This is a genomic window from Streptomyces sp. NPDC002935 (genome assembly GCF_040611295.1).
In the GTDB taxonomy this organism is placed as follows: domain Bacteria; phylum Actinomycetota; class Actinomycetes; order Streptomycetales; family Streptomycetaceae; genus Streptomyces.
Genome location: NZ_JBEXNW010000020.1, coordinates 1 through 25,723 on the forward strand (window position 1 = coordinate 1; position 25,723 = coordinate 25,723).

21 protein-coding genes and 2 pseudogenes are annotated in these 25,723 nt (G+C 67.4%); 12 read left to right on the forward strand and 11 right to left on the reverse strand.

Annotated features, from left to right (window positions below; translation table 11 throughout):
* Nucleotides 1-272, reverse strand: a 272-nt coding sequence (locus tag ABZX90_RS25555; protein ID WP_355208410.1) for a transposase, incomplete at its 3' end; no start/stop codon positions are given.
* Between the two features lie 214 nt (nucleotides 273-486).
* Nucleotides 487-1,140 carry a nuclear transport factor 2 family protein gene (locus ABZX90_RS25560; RefSeq protein WP_355208413.1) on the reverse strand — a complete coding sequence of 218 codons (654 nt, stop codon included), beginning with the start codon at nucleotides 1,138-1,140 and terminating at the stop codon, nucleotides 487-489.
* 291 nt (nucleotides 1,141-1,431) lie between these two features.
* Here ABZX90_RS25560 and ABZX90_RS25565 point away from each other — a divergent pair, with 291 nt between their 5' ends.
* Nucleotides 1,432-2,070, forward strand: a complete 639-nt coding sequence (locus ABZX90_RS25565) for a TetR family transcriptional regulator (protein WP_351131382.1) — start codon at nucleotides 1,432-1,434, stop codon at nucleotides 2,068-2,070.
* Between the two features lie 84 nt (nucleotides 2,071-2,154).
* A pseudogene (locus tag ABZX90_RS25570) lies at nucleotides 2,155-2,310 on the forward strand (transposase); the annotation flags it as partial.
* A 268-nt stretch (nucleotides 2,311-2,578) separates the two neighbouring features.
* Here the strand turns inward: ABZX90_RS25570 and ABZX90_RS25575 are convergent.
* The 7 genes from ABZX90_RS25575 to ABZX90_RS25605 are packed head-to-tail and all read right to left on the reverse strand — an operon-like array spanning nucleotide 2,579 to nucleotide 10,565.
* Complete coding sequence (locus ABZX90_RS25575) at nucleotides 2,579-4,234, reverse strand: thiamine pyrophosphate-dependent enzyme (RefSeq protein WP_351131380.1); 1,656 nt, start codon at nucleotides 4,232-4,234, stop codon at nucleotides 2,579-2,581.
* Between the two features lie 19 nt (nucleotides 4,235-4,253).
* Nucleotides 4,254-5,081, reverse strand: a complete 828-nt coding sequence (locus ABZX90_RS25580; RefSeq protein ID WP_351131379.1) for an MBL fold metallo-hydrolase — start codon at nucleotides 5,079-5,081, stop codon at nucleotides 4,254-4,256.
* Between the two features lie 19 nt (nucleotides 5,082-5,100).
* Nucleotides 5,101-6,096, reverse strand: coding sequence for a sugar phosphate isomerase/epimerase family protein (locus ABZX90_RS25585; RefSeq protein WP_355208418.1), 996 nt, complete (start codon nucleotides 6,094-6,096; stop codon nucleotides 5,101-5,103).
* A gap of 2 nt (nucleotides 6,097-6,098) precedes the next feature.
* A complete protein-coding gene (iolE, locus tag ABZX90_RS25590) occupies nucleotides 6,099-7,013 on the reverse strand; it encodes a myo-inosose-2 dehydratase (protein WP_351131375.1) in 915 nt (304 codons plus the stop codon).
* Nucleotides 7,010-7,534: a hypothetical protein gene (locus tag ABZX90_RS25595; RefSeq protein WP_351131374.1), complete on the reverse strand. Its 525-nt coding sequence runs from the start codon at nucleotides 7,532-7,534 to the stop codon at nucleotides 7,010-7,012. Before ABZX90_RS25595 ends, iolE begins: the two co-directional genes overlap by 4 nt.
* A complete protein-coding gene (locus ABZX90_RS25600; RefSeq protein WP_355208422.1) occupies nucleotides 7,531-8,643 on the reverse strand; it encodes a ferritin-like protein in 1,113 nt (370 codons plus the stop codon). Before ABZX90_RS25600 ends, ABZX90_RS25595 begins: the two co-directional genes overlap by 4 nt.
* The gene (locus ABZX90_RS25605; RefSeq protein ID WP_355208425.1) at nucleotides 8,640-10,565 is read right to left on the reverse strand and encodes a GMC family oxidoreductase; all 1,926 of its coding nucleotides are present in this window, start codon (nucleotides 10,563-10,565) and stop codon (nucleotides 8,640-8,642) included. Before ABZX90_RS25605 ends, ABZX90_RS25600 begins: the two co-directional genes overlap by 4 nt.
* Before the next feature lie 1,099 nt (nucleotides 10,566-11,664).
* Between ABZX90_RS25605 and ABZX90_RS25610 the strand changes: the two genes are divergently transcribed.
* From ABZX90_RS25610 to ABZX90_RS25635, 6 genes and pseudogenes are all read left to right on the forward strand, one after another.
* Nucleotides 11,665-15,585: an ATP-binding protein gene (locus tag ABZX90_RS25610; protein WP_355208428.1), complete on the forward strand. Its 3,921-nt coding sequence runs from the start codon at nucleotides 11,665-11,667 to the stop codon at nucleotides 15,583-15,585.
* A 120-nt stretch (nucleotides 15,586-15,705) separates the two neighbouring features.
* Nucleotides 15,706-17,544: a glycoside hydrolase family 15 protein gene (locus tag ABZX90_RS25615; RefSeq protein ID WP_351131366.1), complete on the forward strand. Its 1,839-nt coding sequence runs from the start codon at nucleotides 15,706-15,708 to the stop codon at nucleotides 17,542-17,544.
* Between the two features lie 85 nt (nucleotides 17,545-17,629).
* On the forward strand, nucleotides 17,630-17,983 hold the full coding sequence (locus ABZX90_RS25620; RefSeq protein WP_355208680.1) for a TIGR04141 family sporadically distributed protein: 354 nt from the start codon (nucleotides 17,630-17,632) through the stop codon (nucleotides 17,981-17,983).
* Nucleotides 17,902-18,514, forward strand: a pseudogene (locus ABZX90_RS25625) (SigB/SigF/SigG family RNA polymerase sigma factor); the annotation flags it as partial. The gene ABZX90_RS25620 and the pseudogene ABZX90_RS25625, both read left to right, overlap by 82 nt.
* Nucleotides 18,515-18,639: 125 nt before the next feature.
* Nucleotides 18,640-19,017, forward strand: coding sequence for a nuclear transport factor 2 family protein (locus tag ABZX90_RS25630; RefSeq protein ID WP_189280303.1), 378 nt, complete (start codon nucleotides 18,640-18,642; stop codon nucleotides 19,015-19,017).
* 75 nt (nucleotides 19,018-19,092) lie between these two features.
* On the forward strand, nucleotides 19,093-19,614 hold the full coding sequence (locus tag ABZX90_RS25635; RefSeq protein WP_351131363.1) for a transposase family protein: 522 nt from the start codon (nucleotides 19,093-19,095) through the stop codon (nucleotides 19,612-19,614).
* Here ABZX90_RS25635 and tnpA read toward each other — a convergent pair.
* Nucleotides 19,577-20,005, reverse strand: a complete 429-nt coding sequence (tnpA, locus tag ABZX90_RS25640; protein WP_351131362.1) for an IS200/IS605 family transposase — start codon at nucleotides 20,003-20,005, stop codon at nucleotides 19,577-19,579. The two genes, ABZX90_RS25635 and tnpA, sit on opposite strands and share 38 nt — an antisense overlap.
* Before the next feature lie 23 nt (nucleotides 20,006-20,028).
* Here tnpA and ABZX90_RS25645 point away from each other — a divergent pair, with 23 nt between their 5' ends.
* Together ABZX90_RS25645 and ABZX90_RS25650 are read left to right on the forward strand one after the other, a co-directional pair.
* Nucleotides 20,029-21,267 carry an RNA-guided endonuclease TnpB family protein gene (locus ABZX90_RS25645; RefSeq protein WP_355208433.1) on the forward strand — a complete coding sequence of 413 codons (1,239 nt, stop codon included), beginning with the start codon at nucleotides 20,029-20,031 and terminating at the stop codon, nucleotides 21,265-21,267.
* Between the two features lie 149 nt (nucleotides 21,268-21,416).
* Nucleotides 21,417-21,734, forward strand: coding sequence for a hypothetical protein (locus ABZX90_RS25650; protein ID WP_355208683.1), 318 nt, complete (start codon nucleotides 21,417-21,419; stop codon nucleotides 21,732-21,734).
* Nucleotides 21,735-21,906: 172 nt separating this feature from the next.
* On the opposite strand, the gene ABZX90_RS25655 is transcribed toward ABZX90_RS25650, so the two are convergent.
* Nucleotides 21,907-22,578, reverse strand: a complete 672-nt coding sequence (locus ABZX90_RS25655; RefSeq protein WP_351131359.1) for a TetR/AcrR family transcriptional regulator — start codon at nucleotides 22,576-22,578, stop codon at nucleotides 21,907-21,909.
* Between the two features lie 156 nt (nucleotides 22,579-22,734).
* Here ABZX90_RS25655 and ABZX90_RS25660 point away from each other — a divergent pair, with 156 nt between their 5' ends.
* Together ABZX90_RS25660 and ABZX90_RS25665 are read left to right on the forward strand one after the other, a co-directional pair.
* Entirely contained in the window at nucleotides 22,735-23,688 is a 954-nt protein-coding gene (locus ABZX90_RS25660; protein ID WP_351131358.1) for a fumarylacetoacetate hydrolase family protein, read from the forward strand.
* 95 nt (nucleotides 23,689-23,783) lie between these two features.
* Nucleotides 23,784-25,700 (forward strand): acyl-CoA synthetase, encoded by a 1,917-nt coding sequence (locus tag ABZX90_RS25665; protein ID WP_355208437.1) that lies wholly within the window; start codon nucleotides 23,784-23,786, stop codon nucleotides 25,698-25,700.
* The last annotated feature ends 23 nt before the right edge of the window (nucleotides 25,701-25,723 follow it).

Consider the following 25,723-nt stretch of genomic DNA (forward strand, 5'->3'; position numbering starts at 1 on the left):
AAGTTCCGGTAAGCGGTGTCCAGGTCGCGCAGGGACTGCTGGAGGATCACCGCCGAGACCTCGCCGAGCCAGGCCCGTTCGGGCGTCTTCTTCGCAGCCGTGAGGTTCTTGGACAGTTCCGCCGAGGTGACGAACCCCAGCCCCGCCGCCCGGGCCTCCTCGCGGACGCGCAACGCATCGTTGAAGACGACCCGCGCACACCCGAACGCCCGCGCCAACGCCATGCGTTGACCGGCACTCGGGTACACGCGGAACGAGTACCGGAGCTGCACAGCGATCACCCTATCGCTGGCCTATGTCGCCACGACTCGCAGCAGAAGCGCCCGGACTGAGCGCGGGCATCCGCGGGCGCGGGTGGACAGTACGGACCCGTGCCCACCGCCGAGGTTAGAGCAGTCCAGAGATGCGATTCACCCCCGGCCTGAAGGCCGGGGCACTCTCGCAAGATCAGAGGTAGGAGTCGGGCTCACCCGCCAGTTGAGCGGGTCAGTGCTTGTTGACGGCCGAGGCCCAGTCGAAGTCCACGCCCATGTCGGAGTACATCTTCGAGTACCCGACGAAGCAGTTGAACTTCTCGACCTTGCCGTTCTTCAGGTACCAGAAGTCGGCAGTCGGCGCGTCGACCTTGTGGCCGTTCCCCTTGACGACGCCGCCCGTCGGCGACGGGAGTTGCCCATCGAACGTGCCCTGGATCGACAGCTCAATGCTGATCACGTCGCCGTTCACGGTGATGCGCTTGAGGTCACGGTGAACATTGGAGAAGAGGCCCTTCATGTAGGGCAGCACGTTACCGAGCGCCTTCCCCCGATAGGCCTGGCCGGCGACCATGTCGTTGAAGACGCCGTCCTTGGCGAAGCTGTTGACGAACGTCGGGACGTCGATGTGGCTGCCCTCCGCCACGTAGTAATCGCGCAGGACGACCGCGAGGTTGGCCTTCTCGTGCTTGGTCAGGTGGCGGTCGGTGAGCGGCAGCTTCGCCAGTTGGCGTGCGGTCAGGGTCGGGGCGGCCGTGTCGCTGTGGACCGCTGCCCCGTTGTGGGCGGGGCTTGCGGCCTGTGACGGCACAGCGGCGATGGAAAGACCACCCAGGACAGCTACCGCGGCCGCGGCGGTGATCGACTTCCGGCTGAGCAGCTTCATGTCGTGTTCCTCCAGGTTGGTACGCAGGATTCGAGATCCGTCGCAACGGTCTCTGTCGCGCTCTTAGTAATTCAAACGCTCGCTTAACATTATGAACGGCAGTGTGGACTGTCAAGCCATTGTTTGAATTCTGTGGTCGCGCAGCCACGGGGGTATGCGTACCCGACCGCGTCGCGGCTGGTCAGGCCGGGTCTGCGACAGTGATCCGGGCCGGTGCGGCGACCGACGTCCGGCCTCGATCCGCGAGGCGACTGTTGACAATGTACTCAAGCATACGCTTAAGTACATTGCATGATACGGGCGGAAAAGACGGACCTACGCCGGGAGGCCGGTCAGCGCACACGGGACGGCCTCCAGACGGCCGCCCTGGAGCTGCTCGCGCAGCGGGGCCAGGAGGGCGTGACACTCCGCGAGATCACAGATCGCGCCGGAGCCAACGTCGCTGCGGTGAGTTACCACTTCGGGTCGCTGAAGAAGCTGTGCGACACGGCGATCGAGCACGCATTGGAACGGTATCTGGACGACAAGATCCTGGAACTCGATGCCCTCGCCTCCACTGCGACACTCCATGAGGTGGCGGCGGCGTTCGCCCGGCCGATGGTGCGCGCACTGGCGGCCGGAGGGCAAGACCTGGACGTGATGCGGACGGTGGCGCGCGTCGGCATCGATCCGCCCCAGGGGTGGGATCGGCTGGACGGCAAGTTCGACCGGAGTCGCCGGGGGGTCGTCCGGGTGCTGGCCCCGAACCTTCCCGGAGTCGAGGAGGAGGAACTGATCTTCCGTACGCGATGCGCGGCCGGCCTGCTGAACTGGCTCGCGCTGGCACCCATCGGCACCGAGCTCGCCGCCCTGTCCGCCGAGCAGATCGAGCGGCAGCTGGTCCCCGTGGTGGCCGGGGCGTTCCGCGGGGACGCCGCCGTCGGCCGCTGACCAGGCCAAAGGCCACCGGAATCCAGACAACTCAAACGACTGGCTGCCAAGGAGGCGGGTGGCCCCTCCCTCGCCCAACTCCGTTGGCTGAACTGCATTGAGGCCCAGTTCACCGCCCTGCACTACTTCGCCCTCGACGGCACCGAGGGCAGCATGATCCGCCGCTACATCATCTGGCGGAACGAGCACGCCGCCGACGAACGGCTACGTGAAGTAGTCCACAGGGCGAACGTTGCCTGATGCGGCACTAGTGTCCTGCGCCGAAGGGGAGTACATCGAGAACCAGAAGCGCCCGCTGTAGACGGCTGAGGCCACGACAGTGCAGACCCATGCACGCGCCCGGGTCAGAGCAGTCCAGAGAAGCGCTTCCTCCCGGGCGTGAACGCCCGGGGTTCCGCGCTAGATCATGCTGAACCCTCATGATTCGGGCCTGTTGAGACGTCGCCAGCAGATGAGGCTGCAGGCCAGGGATACGAATGCGTCGTCATTCCTGCCCTTGTTCGTGCTGCTACTGGGCCTTCCAGTTCGCGTTGTCGGGGATCGTTTTTTGCGGCACTCGTACCTGGATGATGGACGGACCGCTCGAGTTCTGCAGTGCGCCCGTCACGGCCTCCCCCAGTTCGCCGTACGTGCCGACTTCCCACCCGCGGCAGCCGAAGACATCTGCCAGCATGCTGTAGTTCCACCGGTGCAGCTCGCAGGGCTTGTAGAACGGCTCGTCGGAGTGGAATACCGCTGCATCGGCGAGCCACTGCTCCACGGCGTAGACGCCGTTGTCGAGGACGAAGATGATCGGATCGAGCCCCAACCGGGTCTGGGTCGAGAGGCATTGGGCGGTCATCTGGAAGCCGCCGTCACCCGAGAAGACGATGACTCGTTGGTCGGGACGCTTTGCCAGGCAGATACCCGTCGCGGCCGGTGCGCTGTAGCCGATCGACGAGTAGGACGACTGGACGATGAACCCTCCGGGGCTGGGCACATCGAGCAGCAGGCTCCCGAAGTAGTTCATGCTCGCGTCGGCGCCGACGATGGTGTTCCTGTCGACGTACTGCTGGATGTAGTCGTAGAACCCCTGGTACGTGATGACGTCGGCCTTTTCCATGGTCGGTGCGCTGCGGGCCGGGATTTCCGGCAGCTTCCGCTGCTTGGGCGCGATCTTTTCCGCCAGGATGCCGTCGATGAGGTGCTCCAGCGCGACCTGTCCGCCGAAGTAGGTTCCGAGCTTGACCGCGTCGAACGACGCGAATGCGGTCTTGCCGTAGTCCGGGTCCCAGCCCAGCGAGTTGATGTCCGTCAGCCACACGCCGAGGGCCAGTACGAAGTCGGACGTGTCGGCCAGATCCGTCACGACCTTGGATGAGGCCTGGCCGTCGAGCACACCGGCGAACAGCGGGTCGTCTTCGGAGAGGACGGCCTTGCTGAGGAGTTCCGTGACGAACGGGACGTTGAGTTGCTGGATCAGGCTCATGGCCTTGTCCTGGAGGCCGAGTCGGTCGATCTCCACGCCGAGCCAGATGAGGGGGTTCTCGGCGTTTTCGAGCTTTGCGCAGATCTGTGCGACCGATTGTTCCAGGCTGGTCTCGTCCGACAGGACCCTGACCGGCTTGAGAACGCCCTCCGGCGGCGTGCACTCCAAGTCGACCATGTCCTGGAGGAGTTCGATGTAGATCGGGCGCCGTTCGCTGATGCACCGGGTCAGTGCGTAGTCGATCAGCGTGGGCGCGAGGTCGGGGTTGTCGATCCGTATGGCTGCCACCGTCAGGTGCTCGAACGACTGGAGATCTGTTTCGCGTCCGCTGATGAAGTGATGTGCGCTGAAGCCGGTCTGTTCGAAGGTGATGGTCTTCTTGACGCTCGGTGTGCCGTTGATCAGTACGAGCGGTACCTTCTCGACGTAGGCGCCGGCGACCGCGTTCACGGCGCACAGTGCGCCTGCGGAGTAGGTGACGCAGAGGGCGCCGATTCCCCTCAGTCTCGCGTATCCGTCTGCCGCGTAACCGGCGTTCACCTCGTTGACTTCCTCGATGATTTGCGTGCCGCTCGGCGCGACGTACCGGTTCAGCCATTCGATCGAGTAGTCTCCCGCGATGGCGAACAGGTGCTCCAGCCCCAGTTGGCGGAGCCGGTCCACCAGGTACTGTCCTACAGTGCAGCCCTCGTTCATGGTTGAAGCACCTCCGTGGTCAGTAGTCGCTCGCGCCGCCGAACAGCCGGGGCATGTATATGTCGAAGATCCCCGGGCACTTGCGTTCCGGATACCGCTGCAGCATGAAGCTCTTGAAGGCGTCGCCGGTCAGCCCGTCACCGATCGCCTGCCGGGCGGCGGAAAGGTACTCGATGTTGCGGGCGACTTCGTTCTTGTCGGCCGGCAGGCCGTGGCCCGGCATGAACAACTCGTAGTCCGACACCAGCATTTCCTGCAGTACCCGAGTCCAGTGGTCCATGTGTTTCGTCAGGTACAGATGGGTGCCGCTGTAGATCAGATCCTGAGTGAAGTACACGCCTATCTCAGGAAGCCTGATGGTGAGGTCGTAGTCGATCTCGGTATCCGTCACCCGGTCGAAGACGTACCTGACCCCGTCGATCTTCTCTTCGCCGGGACCGGCGACCTGTTCGGGAACGACTATGCGCTGCGGGGCGAGGTCACCGAGTTTCCAGTGGTCGCTTCTCGAGTCCTCACCGTGCTCCTGGATGAACGTCATGGTTTCGGGCAACGCGTAGACCGTGATGTCGCTGAACGCCGTCCCCAGACCGAACCAGTGGTCGGGGTGCCGGTGCGAGAGGTACAGCCTTTCGATCGGCTTGCCCAGGCTGTCCGCGTAGTCCCTGAACGCCCTCGCGTAGGGGGCGAGGAACTGCCCGTCGACGAGAACCAGTTGGTTCCTGGTTTCGATGATGTGTGTGGCGTTCGCGATGTTGCTGCCAGCGAAGGACGCGACGAAGGTGTGAATACGGACGTCGCCCGTCTGCTTCACGACCATGCTGATGGGATCCGACACCTGAGCGAGCACGGGAGTCCCCTTTCCGGGATTAGGCGGTCTTCTCTCGCAGCTCCTCCAACGCGGCCCTCGCGACGTCGTAGGCGCTGTCCCTGCCGGGCACCGGGTCGTCCTCGCCGGGTCGCCAGAAACGCCGGCGTGCCATGCGCATGGAACTGTCGAACGGCGGGATCGCGTTGAACACTTCGATCAGGTACGGCCCGCGATACACCGGCTCGATCTCGTTCGAGAGGATGTCCCACGGGATCCAGCTGTCCTTCACCGCCCCCCGGTCGGGTGCGGAGATGTGGACGTAGTAGAGCCGGTCCTGCCGTACCGCTCGCGCGACGTTCTCCTTGAGGACCGACGGGCCCTGGCTTTCCATCACGACCTGCGCGGTGTCGACCGTCACGCCGCCCTGCGGGTGCTCGAGGCCCTCGAGGAAGTCCAGTACCTCCGAGACCATGTTGGGCGGCGGGGTCTCCCAGCTCTTGACGGGCTCGACGGCGAGCTTCACCTCTCGCGCCGCGGCGTACTCCAGCAGCTCCTCGAAGACGGAACGCGCCGCGTCGTAGCGCGGCTTCATCCAGTCCTGCAGGGCGTCGCTCCAGATCGGCTCATCGGTGTCCGTGACCGGGAAGACCCCGTAGGGGTAGATGAACGGCCCGGACATGATCGAGTCGCCGCCCAGGACCTGTGTGATGTCGACGCGTGACTTGAGGTAGGACAGGGCCTGCCCGCGCTGCTCCTCGTAGGGTGACGTCGGGTCGAAGGTGCGCGTGGTCCCGACGTTGGTGGTGAACTTCACCTCCCCCAGCCCTGCCCGGTCGAATGCCTTCTTGAGGCCGGCGTAGCGGTCGACCTCGAGCTTGTGATCGACGGTCGTGGGCTGGGCGGCGATGTGCACGTCGAAGCCGTCGTAGCCCATGTCGGTCAGGGCCTTCAGGTGATCGATGAGCACCCGGCTGTACTGTGCGTCCTGTGGCCGCAGATCAGCCGTGAACATGAAGAAGCTGAAGAATACGTCTCGTCCGATTTTCGCGTTCATGGTCACCAGCCCAGGACGTCGGCGAGGTAGGCACGGGCCTTCTTGGCGTACTCGAGCGGGACGGCCTTGTTCGGATCCTGCTCCGCTTCCACGACCAGCCACCCCTGGTAATCTGCGGCGGCCAGCACGTCGAAGATGGGCCGGAAGTCGATCCCGCCGTCTCCGGGCACGGTGAAGACGCCGAGCTCGATGCCCTCCTGGAACGACAGGCCTTCTTCCCGCACCCGGTTCACGACCTCGGGCCGGACGCTCTTCAAGTGGACGTGGCCGATGCGGTCGGCGTAGGCCCGGGCCAGGTCCAGCGGATCGTCGCCGGCGAAGGCGATGTGGCCGGTGTCGAGCAGCAGGTGGACCAGCTCGGGATCGGTCGAAGCCATCAGCCGGTCGATGTCGGCCCGTGTCATGACGCCGGTGCCCATGTGGTGGTGGTAGCTGAGCTTCATCCCGGCCGCGCCGGCGATCTTGCCGAGCTTGTCCAGGCCCGAAGTCAGGGCGTCCCACTGGGAGTCGGTGAAGACCGGGCGGTTGGCGAACACGTCCACGGGAAGCAGGTGCGACGAAGCGCCGAACTCGGCCACGACCAGCTCGGTCCCGCCCAGGGCCTTGATGTGGGCCAGCGTCTCCTCGAAAGCGGTGATCGTCTTCTGCCGCATCTTGTCGATCGTGAAGTACGTGCTCGTCCAGGGCTCGGACACCCGCAGGCCGCGCAGATCGAGGGCGGCCTTGAGCTCGGCGGCGTCCGAGGGGTACTTGTGCCCGAGACTGCAGCCCTGGAAGCCGGCGAGCGCCATGTCGCTCACGGCCTGGCCGAAGGAGATGCCGGCGTCGATGGCGGGGAAGTCGTCGTTCCACCACAGGGTGCAGCAGACGCCGAGCTTCACCTTGTCCGGGCTGAGACGGTCGACTGTGTCGGTCATCTTGTCGCCCCTTTCAGGTAGCGGTCCGCGATGCGCGGTGGCTTGGCCCAGGAGCCGTATCCGGGTGCCTTGGCACCTGGAGGATTGGCCCCGATGGCCCGCCACAGCAGCCCTTCCTGGTAGGCGGCGGTGGTGACCGTGGAGGTTTCTGCCGCCGGTTGGGCCCCGTAGCGGTCGGTCCACTCGGATGGCAGCGCGTACCACATCCCGGCGTACCAGAGCTTGATCACGTTGCGGGCCACCGGGCCGAGCCGGTCGTCGCTGAAGATCCGGTGGCGCAGGGCCCGGTCGTACAGATCCCGGTCGAGTGGGGTCCGGGCATGGCTTGCGGCATCTCCGGCCGCGTCGGCCCGGGCTGCCCGGTGGGCGTCCAGGAGGGCGGTGACGACCTCGTCGCCGCAGGCGGCCCGCACTTTCGCCAGATAGTTGTGGGCCATGCCGGTGCCGAGCAGATCGGTCTCCTCGAAGGCGGTGAGGTCGACCGACAGGAGGAGGAACTTCTCGAACGACGGGGCGGTCATCGCGTCACCGTCCGGGTTGTCTCGTCGGCACCGGGTGAGCCTTGCGGATCGGGCCCGGCCGCGGCCGGAATCTCGAAGGTGGGACCGGCGTGCAGGCCGCGGCTGCCCGGCAGGGGGTGGCACACCAGCCGGTTGAACCCGTCGCGCAGGCGGAACATCTCGCAGACGCCGTCCTGCAAGGCGCCTGGCTGCCCGTTGAACGCCTTCGTGAGCAGGGCGAGAAAGGCCCCGTAGTCGGCGTTGAAGTCCCGGGCCACACGGGCGAGTTCCGATCCTGCCGGGTAATCGGCCAGCCGGACACTCGTCTTCACCTTGTACACATCGTCCCAGGAGATGCTCAGCGAAGGCCCCGTAGGTGCGTCGGGGTGGTCGCCCACCTGGTAGTAGCGCCCGAGCTGGAGCTGGCGGAACCGGTAGTAGTGGGCCAGCTCCCCGTCCGCGTCGTATATGCCTGAATCGAGGCCCTCGCCCTGGCCGGCGATGAAGCGGAGCGCCTGCTGGGCCGATTCCAGGTCGGAGACGGCGATCAGCGCCCCGCCGCCGGAGTAGAAGTACTCGGGCCCCATCTGACGGGCCGGATCCCCGCGGAAGAGCGCGGGGTCGTTGGCCGCCACCTTTTCGAGCCCTTCGATGATCTCCTCGTAGAACTCGCCGATGCTGTAGAAGCGCATCTTCTCGTCCGTGGGGCTGGAGACCAGGAACCGGGTCGTGCGGTCCGGTGTCTTCAGCAGCCGCGAGTCGGCGCTGGGGGCCTTGCCCGGCCGCTCGATCTTGCAGAATGTCTCCACCGCCTCGGGGGAGAAGGGCCGCAGGTCGACGGTGAAGTCGTCCTCCCCGTCCGGCAGATAGGCCGGATAGGACGGCACGAACCCGGGGCCGGTCAGGTCGGGCTCCCCGCCGATGGCGTTCAGGACGTTGGCGACGAGGGTCAGGTGCAGCATCTCCTCCACCGCGGTCACCCGGATGATGTGGGCGGCATCGGAGTTGGTGCTGGAGTGTATGGAGTAGTACGCGGTCAGGTACGGCGGGATGGTCGCGTGCTCGAGCGACATCGCCGCGTTCAGGTAGCTGACCAGGTCGTCACGGTTCTCGATGGTCGACGCGATCATGAGGCCGCCTCCCCTGAGGTCGGCGCTGCGTCGCGCCGGTCGGTGATGTTGATCGGTGCGGTCTCGGAGTCGAGCTGGGTCAGCATGGCCCGGACGCTGCGCAGGCACAGGGCAGCGAGGGTGAGCGTCACGTTCGAGGTGCCCACGGTGGGCATGCTTCCCCCGCCGACCATGTAGAGGTTCTCGTGGTCCCAGCACCGCTGATCCGCGTTGACCACGGAGGTCGACGGATCGCGGCCCATCACGTGGGTGCCGGCGAGGTGGTTGCCCCCGCGGATCTCGTACCCCTGGCCGTCGTGGGCGGCGTAGCCCCAGAAGTTCGGGTCGTACGCGGTATGGTCCTCGGCCCCCAGACGGGCGAAGATCCGTCTCGACAGCTGCCGGGCGTACGCCACCCCCCGCATCGTGTACTCGGGGACGTTGTAGGTGAGGACGGGCCGCATGTTCCCCAGCTTGTCGGTGAAGTCCGGGCTCACGGTGACCCGGTTGCTCGGGTCGGCGGGGACCTCGACCATGAACGCCAGCTGCAGCTGGCGGGACACCCGGTCCACCAGGCCCTGGCGCAGGGACTGGCCGTAGCGGCCATCGGAGTCCACCAGGCCGACCAGGTCGCTCATCGGCGCGCCCCGGGCCCAGCCCCAGCCGTCGTTGTGGATGTCGACGGTGAACGCCGCCTGGCGGCTGCGGAAGCTGCCCCCGCGCAGGTCGGTGATGCCGCCCGTGCAGATCGTGCCGCGGAAGGTGCCGGCCACCTCCGGCAGCAGGCCCCACGCCAGCAGATAGGCGTGGTCCATGAAGTTCCGCCCCATCAGGCCGTTCGAACCGCGCAGGCCGGAGGCCAGCATCAGCCGGGGGTTCTCCACCGCGTTGGCTGCCAGGACGAACAGCCGGCCGCGGGCTCTCATCGTGGTGAAGCCGGGGCTGTCGGGCCGGTCGTAGCGGCGGTACTCGATCTCGGTCACCCGGTGCGTGTCCTCGTCGACGTGCACCTTGTGGGCCACCGCCTGGGCCACCAGGTCGACCCGGCCGCTCTGCAGGGCCACGGCGAGGGTCTTGCCGGCGTTGTACTTGGCCTGCACCGGGCAGATGGGCACGCAGTTGTTGTTGCCCTGGCACCGCTCGCCGACCTCGACCTGGTACGCGCTCACCGCCCCTCGCGGCACATAGCCCTGCCCGCCGTCGTAGGCCGGGTTCGGTATCCCGTTCCGGCCCTGTGGGAACGGCCGGACCCGCAGCTTTCGCTGCTCCCCGTCGAGTTCGACCGGCATCCCGTCGACGTCCTTGGCGACCATCCGGTCCAGGTAGGACAGGGGCAGCCCCTTCATGGGGAAGACGTAGTCCTCATCGAAGGAGATCCCGAGGTAGGCCTGGTCCTCCACGTCGGCGGAGACGCCGATCTCGCGTTCGGCCTCGTTGTAGTACGGGGCGAGGTCCTCGTAGGTGAGCGGCCAGTCCGCTCCCTCGCCGTAGAGCGTCCGCATCCGGAAGTCCTCGGGCAGCATCCGCAGTGCCTTGCCCTCCCAGTGCATGGTGGTGCCGCCGAGGACCCGCGTATAGGTGGTGTCGGTGGCGAAGGGCCCGCTCTGGACGATGTAGGCCGAGGCGTCGGGCTCACCCGGGGTGATGCGCCGCGCGTCGGTGCCGCGGGGCATCGGGGCATTGGCGACGGCCGGGTAGGGGGCCTGGTTGTCCTTGCTGACAGCCGAGTAGAACCGGTCGAGGTAGCGCTCGTAGCCCCTCAGGGTGAGGTCTTCGGCCGGGCCCGCTTCGAGGAGCAGCACCCTCCTGCCGGCCTGGCTCAGTCGCAGGGCGACAAGGGCGCCGGAAATCCCGCCGCCGACGATGACGGCGTCGTAGAGAACCTCGCCCGCCGCCTCGGGGTCGGTGCGATTCGCCGCCCCCTTGGGAAACTTCGCGTACATGGGACGTCACTCCTCCGCTGCCAGGCGCTGCCGGGACCGGCGTGGCGGCCGGGGTTCGAGTCGGTCGGCCGCGCTCACACGGCCTCGGCCCGGGCGCGCATGGTGGACAAATGGGCGGCGTCCTCGTCGATGCCGGGGCTCAGGGCCGGGACGGACGGGGCCGCGGTGATGCAATCCGGTTTCGAGTTTGAACTCCGTTGACTTCCGAGCAAATCCATCGAATCCGGTCGTCGGTCGGCGTCCTGAATCACGCGGATGGAAAGGGTCAAAACCGAGTGCGTCCATGGGCTGCCGCCACGGGTATGTGTGGGATTCCTGCGCGAGCGAGCCGATAGCACCGGTGGCGATCGCAACGCGCTGAACGTCGTCCTTCTCAGGCAACACGGCGCAAGAGAGCGCAGATTGTTCATAGAGACTTCGATGGTCAGGCTGCGAGTCGGTGTCGCTGCTGGTGACACGGTGCGCAGACCACTGCCGCGTCACCAACGATACGCGGGAACCCCCAAGATCGCCGAGTGGGCCGCGGGCGACGCGTGGGGGCGACCTGAATGAGCATCAGAAATCCTTGTCTGTACACGAGTTCCTGCGCGGCGCGGTGTCACCACGGCGCCCTGCACGCCCAACACGCCCACACTGCCCACCTGGTGGAAGTCCGCCACGCCCACTGCCTGGTAACGATCAGAGGCAATCAGCCGGCTCTCGCCGCCCAACTGCGCCCCCCGCCCTGGAAAGACCGCCTCGTGCCGCACCGCGGCAAGGGCGAAGCGCTGCCGGCTCGGATGTCGGTCGCGCCCCTGCCCGGAGAAGGTCCCCGGCCCGTACGCCCGGGCTCCGCGGGAGGCCTCCTCCGCCCGGCCGGCGGCCGTGTTGCGGTCTCCCCCACCAGTGCTTTCATGGAATTGAAGGCATCTGTGCGGATATTCGCGAGGCACATGCCCCGATGCGGGGCGGCGATATCGCGCTGTAGCGGTGGGGAGCGGCGAACGCGCCTGTGATGCGTGCCGCCACGAGGACAGCTCTCTGGTTTCCATTGTGCGCCCACACTCGGCGCTCGTACGACGTCCCGCCCATGATGTGCAGCGCGGAGGGAGCTGACCTCATGCCCACCAAGGTGATCCGCCGTCCGGAAGGCAAGGAACGGCCGCACAACGCCCCCTGGTACACGTTGTATCCGAGACGGTGGTGGTCCCGGCTCTCGGGGGCAACGGGCAGAAGATGGCGCAGGTTCAGGACGGAAAGGGAGGCGCACAGGAGCATCGCCGCAGCTCGTAGCTGGCGCCCCGGGTTGTTTTCCCTCGGCCCCCTGCTGCGCATATACGCTTTCCTCGGGACGGCCCTGCTTTTCATTTGGGTGGGACTGTCCGTTTATGATTTCGTGGAGAATGATGAATCACAGTTCCATAGCGTGCTGGATTCCCTGTGGTTCGACGCCGTCAACCACATCGTGGGCCCTGTCCTGACGGGCTCCCTGCTGCTGACATTCTTCCTTCTCTACTGGTACCACAGGACCAAAAAGCCGCTCGTCGACAAGGCGCGTACGCGTCCACATGATCTGGTCCCCACGGCCGGAACCCTCGTCAACCGGATCGTCGGGCGCCACGAACTGTCCCAGGTGATAGCCCAGACACTCCGCAATCGGAAAACCCGGAAGCCTTATCTGCTCGTCGGCGGCGTGGGTGTCGGCAAGACAGCCGTTCTGGTGGAACTCACTCGGATGCTGGCACAGCAGTCCGCCGTTCCCGTGCCCATAAGTCTGCGCGACATGAAGGGCAACGGTGAACTCGACTTCGAGGAAATGGCACGGCGCCGCTTCGCGGAAGAAGCGGACCAAGGAGTGCTCGCCGGCAGCAACATCGACAAGACGTGGCGGCAGCTGAGACTCGACGGCAAGGTCGTCGTCATCGCCGACGGCCTGGAAGAGGCCCTTCTCGACGAGAAGTACCAGGAGGACCGCGACAACATCATCCGACGGGCGATAGAGCGAGCGGATCGCCAGAAGCTGCCCCTGGTCATCGCCTCGCGCCCGCACACACCGCTGGAGGGTACCCGGGCCGCGATCGCCGATATGGAACCGTTGAGCGAGGAAGCGGCCCTGGAATATCTGATAGGGGAACCCGGCGAGCTGGACGAACGCCGCCTCGACTGGGTGGTGGAGACCGCCCAGGTGGTGGATTCGCCGATCTATCTACGGATCGCCCGTCTGCTGCAACAGCGCGGACTGCTGGACCACCTCACCCTCCGTGACGAAAACGACCGCCTGGACACACGCAGCAACGACTGCTCCACTCTCCGGCTCGGGTTCCTCAACACCTACCGTCAGGCCATCGAAGACGGCCGCATATTCGACGATGTGGTGATGGACCGCGGGGAACGTCGGGAGACCATGTGGGTCATGTCGGCACTGGCCTGCCTGGGACTGTTGCAGGACAGTATCGAGGTGACGTTCGACGACTTCGTCAGCGCACACGTGGACGACCTCCGTAACCGCGCGCAGCCTCAGAGCAATCAGCAGGAACCGTCGGGCGGTGCCCACCAGCACGGGACCCGCCTTGCCCTCTCCCCCGCGCAACGCGACGCGATCTGGGACGTACTGAGTCGAAAGATCGGCGCATCATCGCCCTGGCTCAACACCCTGGACTACCCCAACGAGTGCCGGACCGAGTTGGCGAGACACACCGCCAACGGACAGCTCCTCGGACTGGTGTACGGCCGCCAGAACAAGGTTCGGTTCCCGCACAGCATCCTCCAGGCGTATCTGGGTTATCGCCTGCTGAGGGAGGTGCCGGACGACAAGATCGACGCGGTCGTCGAACCGGCGCTTCACAGCCCGGGTCCGTCCCGGGAACTGCTCATCGCTCTGGTGCTGCTCTCACGTCACCGGGCAGGTCCCCTCACCACCCGGCCGGCCACCGGGCCGCGCACCACTGCTCATGCCCAGAGCAGCAATGGAACGCCGCCCCAGAGCAGTAATGGAACGCCGCCCCGGAGCAGCAACGGAACGCCGCCGTCGAGACTGACCAAGGTGCTCAGCAATGCCGGCGGCGAACCGGCACGACGCAAAGAACCTCGACCTGGACGCCGCAGCCCTCTGGACCTGATCTCACGGCACCGGGCAGACCCCCTCACCACCCAGTCGGCCACCGGGCCGCGCACCACTCCCCGCGCCCAGAGCAGTAACGGAACGCCGCCCCGGAGCAGCAACGGAACGCCGCCAAGACTGGCCGAGCTGCTCAGCAATGCCGCTGCGAACCGGCACGACGCAAAGTACTTCGACCTGTACGCCGCAGCCCTGGAAATAGACGGCGTCGATCCGGCGCCGATACAGGACAAGCTGGCCCAGGACCTCGATGAACAATGGGCGAAACTCGATATCAGAGGCGAGCAGCGGACCATCGAGGGTGCGAAGCTGAGGTTGGTGCGGAACTTCGGAGCTGCTCTGCGGGAACGGGACCGTCGCAGAAAGGGGAGCAATCCCCGCTCAGGACGCTCAGGACAGGAGCCTGCACGACCAACTCTTCCCTACAAGCACCTCTTCCAGATCGGCACGCATGAGCCCTCTCATGCCGTCCGGATCGCGATCGCCCATCAAATTGCTGCCGGTGGCGATGCGGCCTTCCAGGATCTGCGCACGGAATTCCCCCTCGGATCCGATCCCATATCCCAGTACCTGGATAAGATCCGTGACGCCAAGCAGAAACTCGACCGCGACTACACCGCTTGGCTCAAGGAAGAGGATTCGGGCCCTGCTGCCGACCCGGGGGCGGCGCAAAAAAGACAGCGCAGGCATGACCGGATCGTGGAGGAGTACGAGCGGAGCCGCACCACATGGTGGCGCCACTTCACCCTCCGGGCCTGGCTCGTTCCCATGATCGTCGGGTCTGTCTCCGAAAAATACCGTGACGAGGCCAAGGAACGGCTGAGTATCTGGTTGCGCAACCTGACCACCGAAGCCGGACAGCAGAACCCGCCCATGCCACTGTCCTTGGAGAACGCTTTGGCCCAGGGCTTCAAGAACGCGGCGAACCGCAGGAGAAGGCACCCGGACGCCTACGAAGAGACCCGGGCCTACATGGTGAAGCAGGCGGAGAAGATGCTCACCTGCAGCCGCTACTGGTACACGCAGCTGAGTCTGCTTCATGCACTGTGCCTGTGGGAGCTTCCCGACACCATCGGACGCACCACCGGGTCCGGTGCGGCGAACCGGCGGCGGAACCAGCCCACATCACCGGCCGCCAACCTCACGACGAACGGCGACATGGCATCCAGCGGTCCCATGGAACCCATCAGGTCGGTCACCCGATGGCTCGCGATGGCGGGCAGTGCACACGAGAAGACCCCACCCCACATCGGCGCCGCACACGAACGCCATGCCGAAAAGGTCCTCCACCCGTTCATCGCCGAAGCCGGCGATCTGGTGACCCTGGCCCTGGAGACAGGACACCCCGAGCGGTTCATCTGGATCGACGAGAACGGAGCCAGCGACAACGTCGGTTCCACCCCGGCCGATCCGGAGCGCTACCGCAAGCACAACCTGTGGATCGCCCCGTCCGTCGGCTGGAGCAGCCTGCACCCTCGAGCGCAACGCCTTCTCGCCGACGTCCTGGTCATGCTCAACCTCACCGAGGGCACCGGGAGCCCGGACGACATCGAGGAACGTCTGGAACTCGCGAACAAGAACAACCTCCCGCACTGTCTCACCCACGACCGCAGCCTGCTCCACCCCGAACGCAGTGTCGGCCGGGCCGACAGGGACGCGTCTCACACCACCTGCATGTCCCCGTGCGAGTTCCGTCTGTGCCCCTATCCCCCCCAGGCCGGAAACGCACAGGCGGAGATGGCAGAGCTGTTCTGCCGACAGCAACAGTCGCTCCTGCACAGCCGCTTCCGCTGGCACCTGCCGGCCGTCAGCCGGCACACCGCACCCTGGGTCAGTGTCCCCGTCAGGAAGTTGCACGCCTTCTGGGAAGAAATGGCCAACCGGAACCGCAAGACCACCGACGGGGACGAACACCTTCTTTGACGAGCTGTTCGCCCGGCTCGGCCCGTCGCATCCCGGCCGACGAGCACCAGCGGGCCCCCACGGCTCAGGCTGATCGAGGAGGTACGGCCGGGTGAATCTCACACCGAAAGGGGCGCCCCGATGGACGGCTACCCACTGATCGAGAACCACGGTCTCATCGGCGATCTGCAGACCGCCGCACTGGTGACCACCGAGGGCGCGGTCGACTGGTTCTGCTCCCCACGGTTCGACTCACCGAGCGTCTTCGGGGCACTGCTGGACAAGGACAAGGGCGGTCACTGCACGGTCCGGCCGGCGCAACTGCCCCATGCGACCAAGCAGTTGTACCTGCCCGGCACGGCGGTCCTGGTGACCCGGTTCATGACCGAGGCGGGCGCCGGTGAGGTGGTCGACTTCATGCCCGTGACCGGTACGACGGTCACCTCCCGCCACCGGCTGGTGCGTCTGGTCCGCTGTGTGCGCGGCAGCATGACGTTCCAGGTGGAGATCGCCCCGCGGTTCGACTACGGACGCAGCAAGCACGAGGCGCACATCACCCAGCACGGAGCGGTCTTCGCCTCGGAGGACGGCACCGAACTCACCATGCACCCCATCCGTGAACCGGAGGACGAGCAACTCCTCGACGTCCTCACGGACCAGGACGGCGACCTGCACATGTCGGTGACACTGCAAGCCGGTCAACAGCGCGGGCTGGTCCTGGAGATGGACGCCGACGGGCCACCCACCGAGGTCCGCCTGGACGCATACCAACGGCTCTTCGACCAGACCGTGACGTTCTGGCGCTCCTGGCTGGCGCAGTCGCGCTACACCGGGCGCTGGCGCGAGATGGTGGAGCGTTCCGCGATCACGCTGAAGCTCATGACCTTCGCACCCAGCGGCGCCGTGGTGGCCGCCCCGACGACGGCTCTCCCGGAGCAACTGGGCGGCGAACGCAACTGGGACTACCGCTTCACCTGGATCCGCGACGCCTCCTTCTCCGTGTACGCCCTGCTGGGGCTGGGCTTCACCGAGGAGGCCCAGGCGTTCATCGCCTGGCTGAGCGACCGGGTCAAGGAACGGGCCGGCAACAGCGGGAACACGGGCCCGCTCAACGTCATGTACAAGGTCGACGGCTCGTCCGACCTGGAGGAACAGACCCTCGACCACTGGGAGGGCTATGCGGGCTCCGCGCCGGTACGGATCGGCAACGGCGCAGCCACGCAGCTCCAACTGGACATCTACGGCGAGGCCCTGGACAGCATGTACTTCGCGCACCAGCACGGATTCCAGATCGGGCACGCGGGATGGACCTCCATGCGCGAGGACCTGGACTGGCTGGCCGACCACTGGGACCAGCCGGAGGAGGGAATCTGGGAGACCCGCGGCGGGCGCCAGGACTTCACCTACGGCCGGGTCATGTCATGGGTGGCGTTCGACCGCGCCCTGCGCCTCGCCGAGTCGAAGGGCTGGCCGTCGGCGAACGGACGGTGGCGGACCGAGCGGGACGCCGCCTACGAACAGGTCATGGCCAAGGGGTGGAGCGAGGAACGGCAGGCCTTCATCCAGCACTACGGCAGTGACGTACTGGACTCCTCGCTGCTGCGCATGGGGACGGTCGGGTTCGTCAGCCCCGAGGATCCGATATGGGCCTCGACCCTGGACGCCATCGATCGGGAACTGGTCAGCGACAGCCTCGTCTACCGCTACAACCCGGAGGCGTCGCCCGACGGCCTGCGCGGCTCGGAGGGCACCTTCTCGCTGTGCACGTTCATGTACGTCGAGGCCCTCGTCCGGGCGGGCCGGACGGACCAGGCACGGCTGGTGTACGAGAAGATGATGGGGTACGCCAACCATCTGGGCCTGTACTCGGAGGAAGTCGACCTGACGGGCCGTCAACTCGGCAACTTCCCACAGGCGTTCACGCATCTCGCCCTCATCGACGCGACCCTCGCCCTCGACAAGGCGCTCGACGGACGGTAACCCGGGCCCGGTTCACCCGGCCGGCGACGCGGGCCCGAGGAGCGCGAGCGTGTCCTCCTGCCCGGCGGCGACCAGCTGCGCGTCGGTGACGGATTCCAGCCGCCCGTCGCGCATCGACCTGGAAGTCGAACCCAGGGCTCTGCTCTCCGACCTGCGGACCATCGCCAGGATCTGCCGGGAGGACATCCCGCAGCAGGTGCTGGAGTTCACTGACCACGCCGTGCCGGTCGGCGACGCGACGACCCTCGACGCGCTCGAGCGGGCTCTGGACGACCGGCTCGGCGGGCCCGCCGACGCGCGGATCGCCGTCAGCGTGCCCCCGGATGCCCGTCCGCCGCACGCCGAGGCCACCACTTCGTCCGGTACGCGGCGGCGCGCTTTCGCAGCCGCAGCCAGGACGAAATGGAGGACATCGTCCAGGTCGGCGCGATCGGGCTGATCAAGGCCATCGACCGGTTCGAGCTCACCCGCGAAGTGGAGTTCACTTCCTTCGCGGTCCCCTACATCGTCGGTGAGATCAAGCGCTTCTTCCGCGACACCTCGTGGGCCGTCCACGTCCCCAAGCCGCCTGCAGGAAGCCCGCGCTCGGCCGCATGCCCGCGGTTAAGGAACTCTCCCAACTGATGTGCCTGAGCGAGGAGGAGGTCACCGAAGCACGTTTCGCTTCCAACGGCTACAACTCCGCTTCTCTGGACGCCGCCATCAGCTCCAGCGACGACGGCGAAGCCGCCCTGGCGCACTTCATCGGCACCGACGACCACGCCCTCGAACTCGTCGAGGACTTCAACACGCCGGCCCCCATGATCGCTGAACTCGACGACCGCGAACGGCACATCATCCACATGCGGTTCGTCGACGAACTCACCCAGGCCCAGATCGGCGAACGCCTCGGCCTCTCCCAGATGCACGTATCCCGCCTCCTCAACCGCACCTCACCAAACTCCGCGAAGGCATGCTCACCACCGACTGACCTCGCTCGTTCACTGACGACATTGGGATCTATTAGCGGCAGAGCGGCTGCTTGAGGGGCGACGTGCCGGGTCGCCTCTGGGCTCCCAGGGCCGGGGTGTCAGTGGTTCATGCAAGGGTGCCCCCATGGAACCTTCGGGAGTGATTGAGGCATTGTGGGATCGGATCCAGGCGCGCGATTGGTCAGGTGTCGCCGACTTGGTCGCAGAGGACGTCGTGGTCGAGTGGCCGGTCAGCGCGGAGCGCATCGTCGGCAACAAGAACTTCGTCGCGGTGAACAGCGAATACCCGGGGGGCTGGTCGATTCGGGTGCTGCGGATCGTGGCTGACGGCAGCGAGGTGGTCTCCGAAGTCGAGGTGCCGCATGACGAGTTCGGCGTGTTCCGCGTGGCCTCGTTCTGGACCATCCAGCAGGGACGGATCGTGCGTGGCCGGGAGTACTGGACGAGTGTTGGGGCTGATCCGCGCCCGGAGTGGCGGGCGGCTCTGGTTGAGCCCATGTGAAGCGGTTGCCGCTCGCAGCGACGTTCCGGCTGATTTGGTCGTGCCGTAGCAAGGGCCATGCGGGTTGGGTGAGTTGTGAAGCTGACCTGGGCCCGCGCGGCCTGCTCCCATCCTGCCCTGTCTGGTGTCTCCCGCGCACACTTCGGCGAGTTGTTCGCCGAACTCGCCGCCCCGTGGGAGGCCGCGCGGCAGTCCGGACTTCGCGAAGCCCGAGGTGGGGAACGCCGCAGGGCGGCCGGCGCCGGGCGCAAGCCGAAGCCGGTCCTCTGCGACCGGCTGCTTCTTGCCCTGGTGCACCTGCGCCATCAACTGCCGCACGAGGTCCTGGCCGAGCTGTACGGCGTCGACCGCTCGACCGTCTCGACGGCGATTCGGCAGGTGCGGCCGTTGCTTGCGTCCCGGGGCTTCGCAGTGCCCGACCGGCCTGGAGTGCGGCTACCTCTGATCTTGCGAGAGTGCCCCGGCCTTCAGGCCGGGGGTGAATCGCATCTCTGGAATGCTCTGACCTCAGCCGTGGGCATGGATCCGCACTGCTGCCCGCGCCCATGGCTGCCTGTGCTCAGTCCGGGCGCTTCTGCTGCGCGATGTAGTCCTTGACCACTTGGAGTGGCGCGCCGCCGCATGAGCCCGCGAAGTACGAGGGTGACCAGAACCGGCCGTGCATGATGGCCCGGTTGACCCGGCCGGTGAACTCCGCGCGCAGCCGGCGGGAGGAGACGCCCTTGAGGCTGTTGACCAGGCTGGCGAGTGCGACCTTGGGCGGGTAGTGCACGAGCAGGTGGACGTGGTCCGTTTCGCCGTTGAACTCCTTCAGTTCCGCGTCGAAGTCCTCGCACACCTTGCGCATGACCTCTTCGCAGCGCGTCAGCATCTCCTCATCGAGGACGCCGCGCCGGTACTTCGTGACGAACACCAAGTGCGCGTGCAGGTTGTGGACGACTGTTCGGCCCCTGCGGATATCGGGGTTTGGTTCCCATCGTGGCGCCATAGGCCAAGGGTAAAGTGACCGCTATGCAGCTTCGGTACAGCTTCCGCCTGTACCCGAGCGCCGGTCAGCGCAGCGCGTTGGCGCGGGCGTTGGGGTGTGCGCGGGTCGTCTTCAACGACGCGTTGCGTGTCCGTGAGGAGGCCCGCGCGGCGGGGCTGGGGTTCGTCACCTCGGCGGAGCTGTCCAAGAACCTCACGGCTGCGAAGAAGACACTGGAACGGGCCTGGCTCGGCGAGGTGTCCTCGGTCGTGCTGCAGCAGTCGCTGCGTGACCTGGACGCCGCGTACCGGAACTTCTTCGACGGCCTCAAGGGCAAACGCCCGCGCATGGGCGCGCCACGTTTCAAGTCGAAGCGGGACAACCGGCAGTCGCTCCGGTTCACCGCGAACGCGGCCTGGCGGATCACGGTCGGTGGGAAGCTGCGGCTGCCGAAGATCGGCGACGTTCCGGTGAAATGGTCCCGCACCCTGCCCTCGGCCCCGTCGACAGTGACCGTGGTCAAGGACAGTGCGGGCCGATACTTCGCCTCCTTCGTGGTGGAGACCGACCCTGCCGCCGACCTCGACCACATGCCGGCCACCGACGCCGTGGTGGGCGTGGACCTCGGTCTCACGCATTTCGCGGTCCTGTCCGACGGCACGAAGGTCGACAGCCCGCAGTTCCTGCGCCGCGCCGAGAAGAAACTGAAGAAAGCCCAGCAGACGCTGTCCCGCAAGGAAAAGGGTTCCAGCAACCGGAACAAGGCCCGGCACAAGGTCGCCCGCGCACACGCCCGCGTGACCGACGCGCGCCGCGAGTTCCACCACCGGCTCTCCACCCGGCTGATCCGCGAGAACCAAGCGATCGCCGTCGAGGACCTGTGTGTCAAAGGACTCGCCCGCACCCGCCTCGCCAAGTCCGTCCACGACGCCGGCTGGTCGGCATTCGTGACCATGCTGGAGTACAAGGCCGCCCGGTACGGGCGGCAGTTCCACCGGATCGACCGCTTCGAGCCGACCTCCCAGGTGTGCTCCGTGTGCGGCGTGAAGGACGGTCCCAAGCCCCTCAACGTCCGCGCCTGGACGTGCGGAGCGTGTGGGGCCGTCCTGGACCGGGACATCAACGCGGCCGTCAACGTCGCCAAGGCCGCCGGACTGGCGGCAACAGCCTGTGGAGCGCAGGTAAGACGGGCACCCGTGCCCGCACAGCGCAGCGAAGCAGGAACCCACCCGAAGCAACCCACACGCCTTGTGCGGGAGCAGGCGGGAATCCCGGGCCTTTAGGCCCGGGAGGATGTCAAGGACACTGGAGGACGTCTTCGCCTACGCCGAGGCCGAGGACGGCTCGACGGCGCCGAGACCAGGTCAGACGCCCGCGGGCGGGCCGACCCGGGCGGCGGGCCTTCGTCTCGGGCAAGCGCCGACAGAACACGATCAAGACCACCACGTTCAGCGACAGGCAGGGCCGCATGCTGCTGTCCGGGGTGGTCCGGCCCGGCCGGATGCACGACCAGACGGCCCTGCGCACCGAGGGCTTCGCCGAACAGCTCCGACTCAACCCCTCGGTGATGTCCCAGGTCGACGCCGGGTACGCGGGGCTGGCCAAGGAGTTCCCCCGCCAGGTCACCGCCCCGCCCAAGAAGCCGAAGAACGACGCGTGCGACGGTGACAAGCGGGCCTGGCACGAGGCGCGGCGGCACCAGTCCTCAGCCCGGATCTGGTCTGCCGTGATGGACGTGCCCGCAGGGTGAGCCGGACCCCCGTGGGTGTGAAAGGAGCTCGCTCGTCGAGGTGATCATGCTTATGCGGCCGTATGCGGATCGGTGCCGGGGTGGTTGGCCCGGCAAGATGCGACAGACGCTGACGGCGCCGGCCGCAACCGTGCCGCGTCGGCCTTTCCCTCATCTATCACCGTCGCCCATCTCAGGTGGCGGCGGGTAGCGAGGGCAGGGGCCGGGTGGCGATCTCCTGTGCCTCGGCGCGCGTCATGCCGAACATGCACAGAAGACGGAAGGCCAGTTGGTCGGTGACGCACTCCGCATCGAGGTCGGGGCCGGCCTCCAGGAGGTGTAGCACGCCGAGCAGGGCGCCACCGGCCATGGCGACCGCAGTGTGTGCCTCGTCGATGTCCAGCCGTCCGTTGTCGGCGGCCGCCTGCAGGTCCCGCATGGCTCGCGGGGCCAGGCCGCTGTCGGAGGTCAGGTAGGCCATGCCGGTGCGCACGAGAATTCTGGCGATCTGCGGGTGGGTGCGCTGCAGGCGGCCGGTCAGCCGGACGCTGGCGGCGAAGATCTCCGCCGGGTCCTTCAGGCCGCCCACGACGGAGTCCAGAAGTGCGCCGTGTTGCTCCAAAGTGAGGGCGACTGCGGCGTCGAACAGCTCGTCCTTGCTGGTGAAGTGGTTGTAGAAGGAGCCGAAGCCGACGTCCGCCGCCTCGGTGATCTCCTGGATGCTCACGTCGGTCCGCCCCTGCGCGGCCAGAAACCGCTGCGCGGCGGCGACCAGCGCGGCTCGCGTGCGCGCCTTGCGCCGGTCCAGGCGATTTGGCGCGCGGGTGGGCGTCCTGTGGACCCCGCCCTGTCGGTCGGTACTCATCGCCCCACCTTACCCGGTAGATCAGTTCTGATTATTACATCAGAACTGATAGTGATTGACGATGATGTCATCTGGGCTGATTCTTTCATCACTAGTGACCGGAGGTTGCTCGCGGGAGCGATCCGGTCGATGCCTGTCCAGGACTCAGGAGAGCCGATGAGTATCCAGGTCGTCCGCACCACAGACGGCTGGTGGGTGGAGAGCAGCGAAGGACGGCTGCACCGCGTGGACACCGAAGCGGACACCACCGGCGGCCTGCTCGCCGACCGCTTGGCCGTGCAGGAGGCGGCCGCCCGCGCCGCGGCCGACCCCGACGCGGGGCTTTCCACTGGGGAAGCCGAGCTGCTGTCGCCCGTCACCACCCCCTGCCGAGTGGTGGCGCAGATGGTCAACTACCGTTCCCACGCGGTGGATTCCGGATTCGACCCGGACACCGTCCCCCCTGCCTTCTTCCGCAAGGCCTCCGGGTCCGTCAGCGGGCCCTACCAGGACATCGTGCGTCCGCAGCACGTGCGCTTCCTGGACTATGAGGTGGAGCTCGGGCTGGTGATGGGCACAAATCTCCCGGTCGGCACCGAGGTCACCGACTCCACCCTGGCGGAGTACGTCGCCGCGCTGGTCGTCGCCGACGACGTCAGCGCCCGCGACCTACAGCTGCCCAAGACCCAGTTCTACGAGTCCAAGTCCTACCCCACCTTTACCCCGCTGGGCCCTCGGCTGCTCCTGGTCGACGCCGACGACCTGGCCCGCCTGCCGGACCTGCGGCTCACGCTGAAGGTCAACGAGGCCACCCGGCAGGACCGCACCACCATGGACATGATCGTCCGGCCCGCGACGGCGCTCACCCTGCTGGCCCGCTTCCAGACCCTGCAGCCCGGTGACGTCCTGCTCACCGGAACGCCTGGCGGCACCGCGCTGAAGTCACCGGGGAAGCTCCTGGCCACGCTCGCCGCCCTGTTGCCCCCGCACAAGCGCTGGCAGAAGTTCTTCGCCCGCCAGCAGGCGAACCCCGACTACCTCAAGGACGGCGACATCGTCACAGCCCGCATTGCGAGCGACGACGGCGTCCTCGACCTCGGCGAGCAGCGCACGGTCGTGCGCGCCCGCTGAGACTCCCGGGACCCCCGCCCGGGCCGGCCGGGCCCGGCATCCCCGTACCGGGCCCGGCCACTTGACCCCATTCCTCACCCTGCAAAGGCGCACCGGTGACATTCACACCCACCGACCTGCTGTGGCCCCTCTGCGACAGCCCCGCAGACCTGACCGCCGTCGAGGCCGTCCCGCTGCGTGATCGCGGTCTTCCCGCCACCACCTACGATGCCCTGCTCCGCGCTGCCCGCCTGTGGCCCGACCGTCCGGCCATGGCGGTGCTCCCGGATGCCGCGCGCTTCCTGCGACCCGTCTGCGTGACCTTCGCGCAACTGCACGACCAGGTGCATCGCACCGCCAACCTGCTGCGCTCGCTCGGCGTCACCCGCCGCGCCGCCGTGGGTCTGCTCGCGCCGAACACCGTGGAACTCCCCGCCGCCCTGCTGGCCGCGCAGGCCGCGGGCATCGCCGCCCCGGTGAACCCGGGCCTGGCGTCCGAGCACGTCGAGCAGCTGTTGCGGCGCGGCGGGGTGCGCGTGCTCGTCGCCGCCGGTCCGGAACTGGACGCGCAGATGTGGGCCACGGCCCGGCAGGTCGCCGCCTCGCTGCGCCTGGACGCGCTGCTGGCCATGGCCCCCACCATGACCGACGGCCCTGCTCCCGCTCTGGAACCCATCGAGGGCATACGCGTGGGCTATCTCGCGGAGCTGGCCGCCTCCCACCCCGCCGACAAGCTGGTGGACATCGAGCCCCCGACTGCCGACGACCTGGCCGCCTACTTCCACACCGGCGGCACCACCGGGACTCCCAAGCTGGCCGCACACACGCACGCCAATGAAGTAGTCGACGCCTGGTCGGTGGCCGCCAGTATTCCTCTCGCCGAGGACTCGGTGATGTTCGCGGCGCTGCCGTTGTTCCACGTCAACGCCCTGATCGTCACCCTGCTCGGCCCGTTGCTGCGTGGTCAGCAGGTGGTGTGGGCCGGGCCGTTGGGCTACCGCGATCCCGAGCTGTACGGAGTGTTCTGGAAGCTGGTGGAGCACTACCGCATCGCCGCCATGTCGGCAGTGCCCACCGTGTACTCCGTCCTCGCTCGCGTCCCCGTCGACGCGGACATCTCCAGCATGCGGTTCGCCGCCGTCGGCGCCTCCCCGCTGCCGCCCGCCATACGGGAGTCCTTCGAGGAGCGCGCCGGCGTCCCGCTGTGCGAGGGCTACGGGCTGACCGAGGCGACCTGCGCCTCCGCTCTCGGCCTGCCCGGTCACACCCGGCCCGGCACCGTCGGCCGGCGCCTGCCCTACCAGCAGGTCAAGACTGTGCGGATCGACCCGGACACCGGCGAGTGGCACGACCTGCCGCCGGGCGCCACCGGGGTCCTCGCCGTCAGCGGCCCCGTGGTCTTCGCCGGCTACGTCGCCGAGCACACCGCCCACGGGCCACGACTGGAGACCGATGGGAAGATCCGCGCCGGCTGGCTGGACACGGGTGACCTGGCCCGCATCGACGCCGACGGCTTCATCCATCTCGCCGGCCGCGCCAAGGATCTGATCATCCGCGGGGGCCACAACATCGACCCCGCCGGGATCGAGGACGCCCTCCTGGCCCACCCCGAGGTCACCGCCGCCGCGGCGGTGGGCCGCCCCGACCCGCACGCCGGCGAGGTGCCCGTCGCCTACGTCACCCTCACCCCCGGCGCGCACGTCGACCCGGCCGAGCTGCTCACCTGGGCCACCGAACGGGCCCCGGAGCGCGCCGCCGCGCCACGGGAGGTGATCGTGATCGACGCCATCCCGCTCACCGCGGTCGGCAAGCCCTACAAGCTCGGCCTCCGCCTGGACGCCACCCGCCGCGCGGTCCTGGCCGAACTGGCCGCCCAGGGCGCGCCCTGCGACCCGGAACGGATCGTGTGCCGGCCGCACGACGGAGAGGTCCGCGTCACGGTACCCGCCCCTGCCGACGAGGGGGAGCGGCGCAACGTCACCGCAGCCCTCGACCGGTACGTCCTCAACTGGCAGTACGCCTCCGGCACATGACCTGACCTGGGCCGCAGCGACCC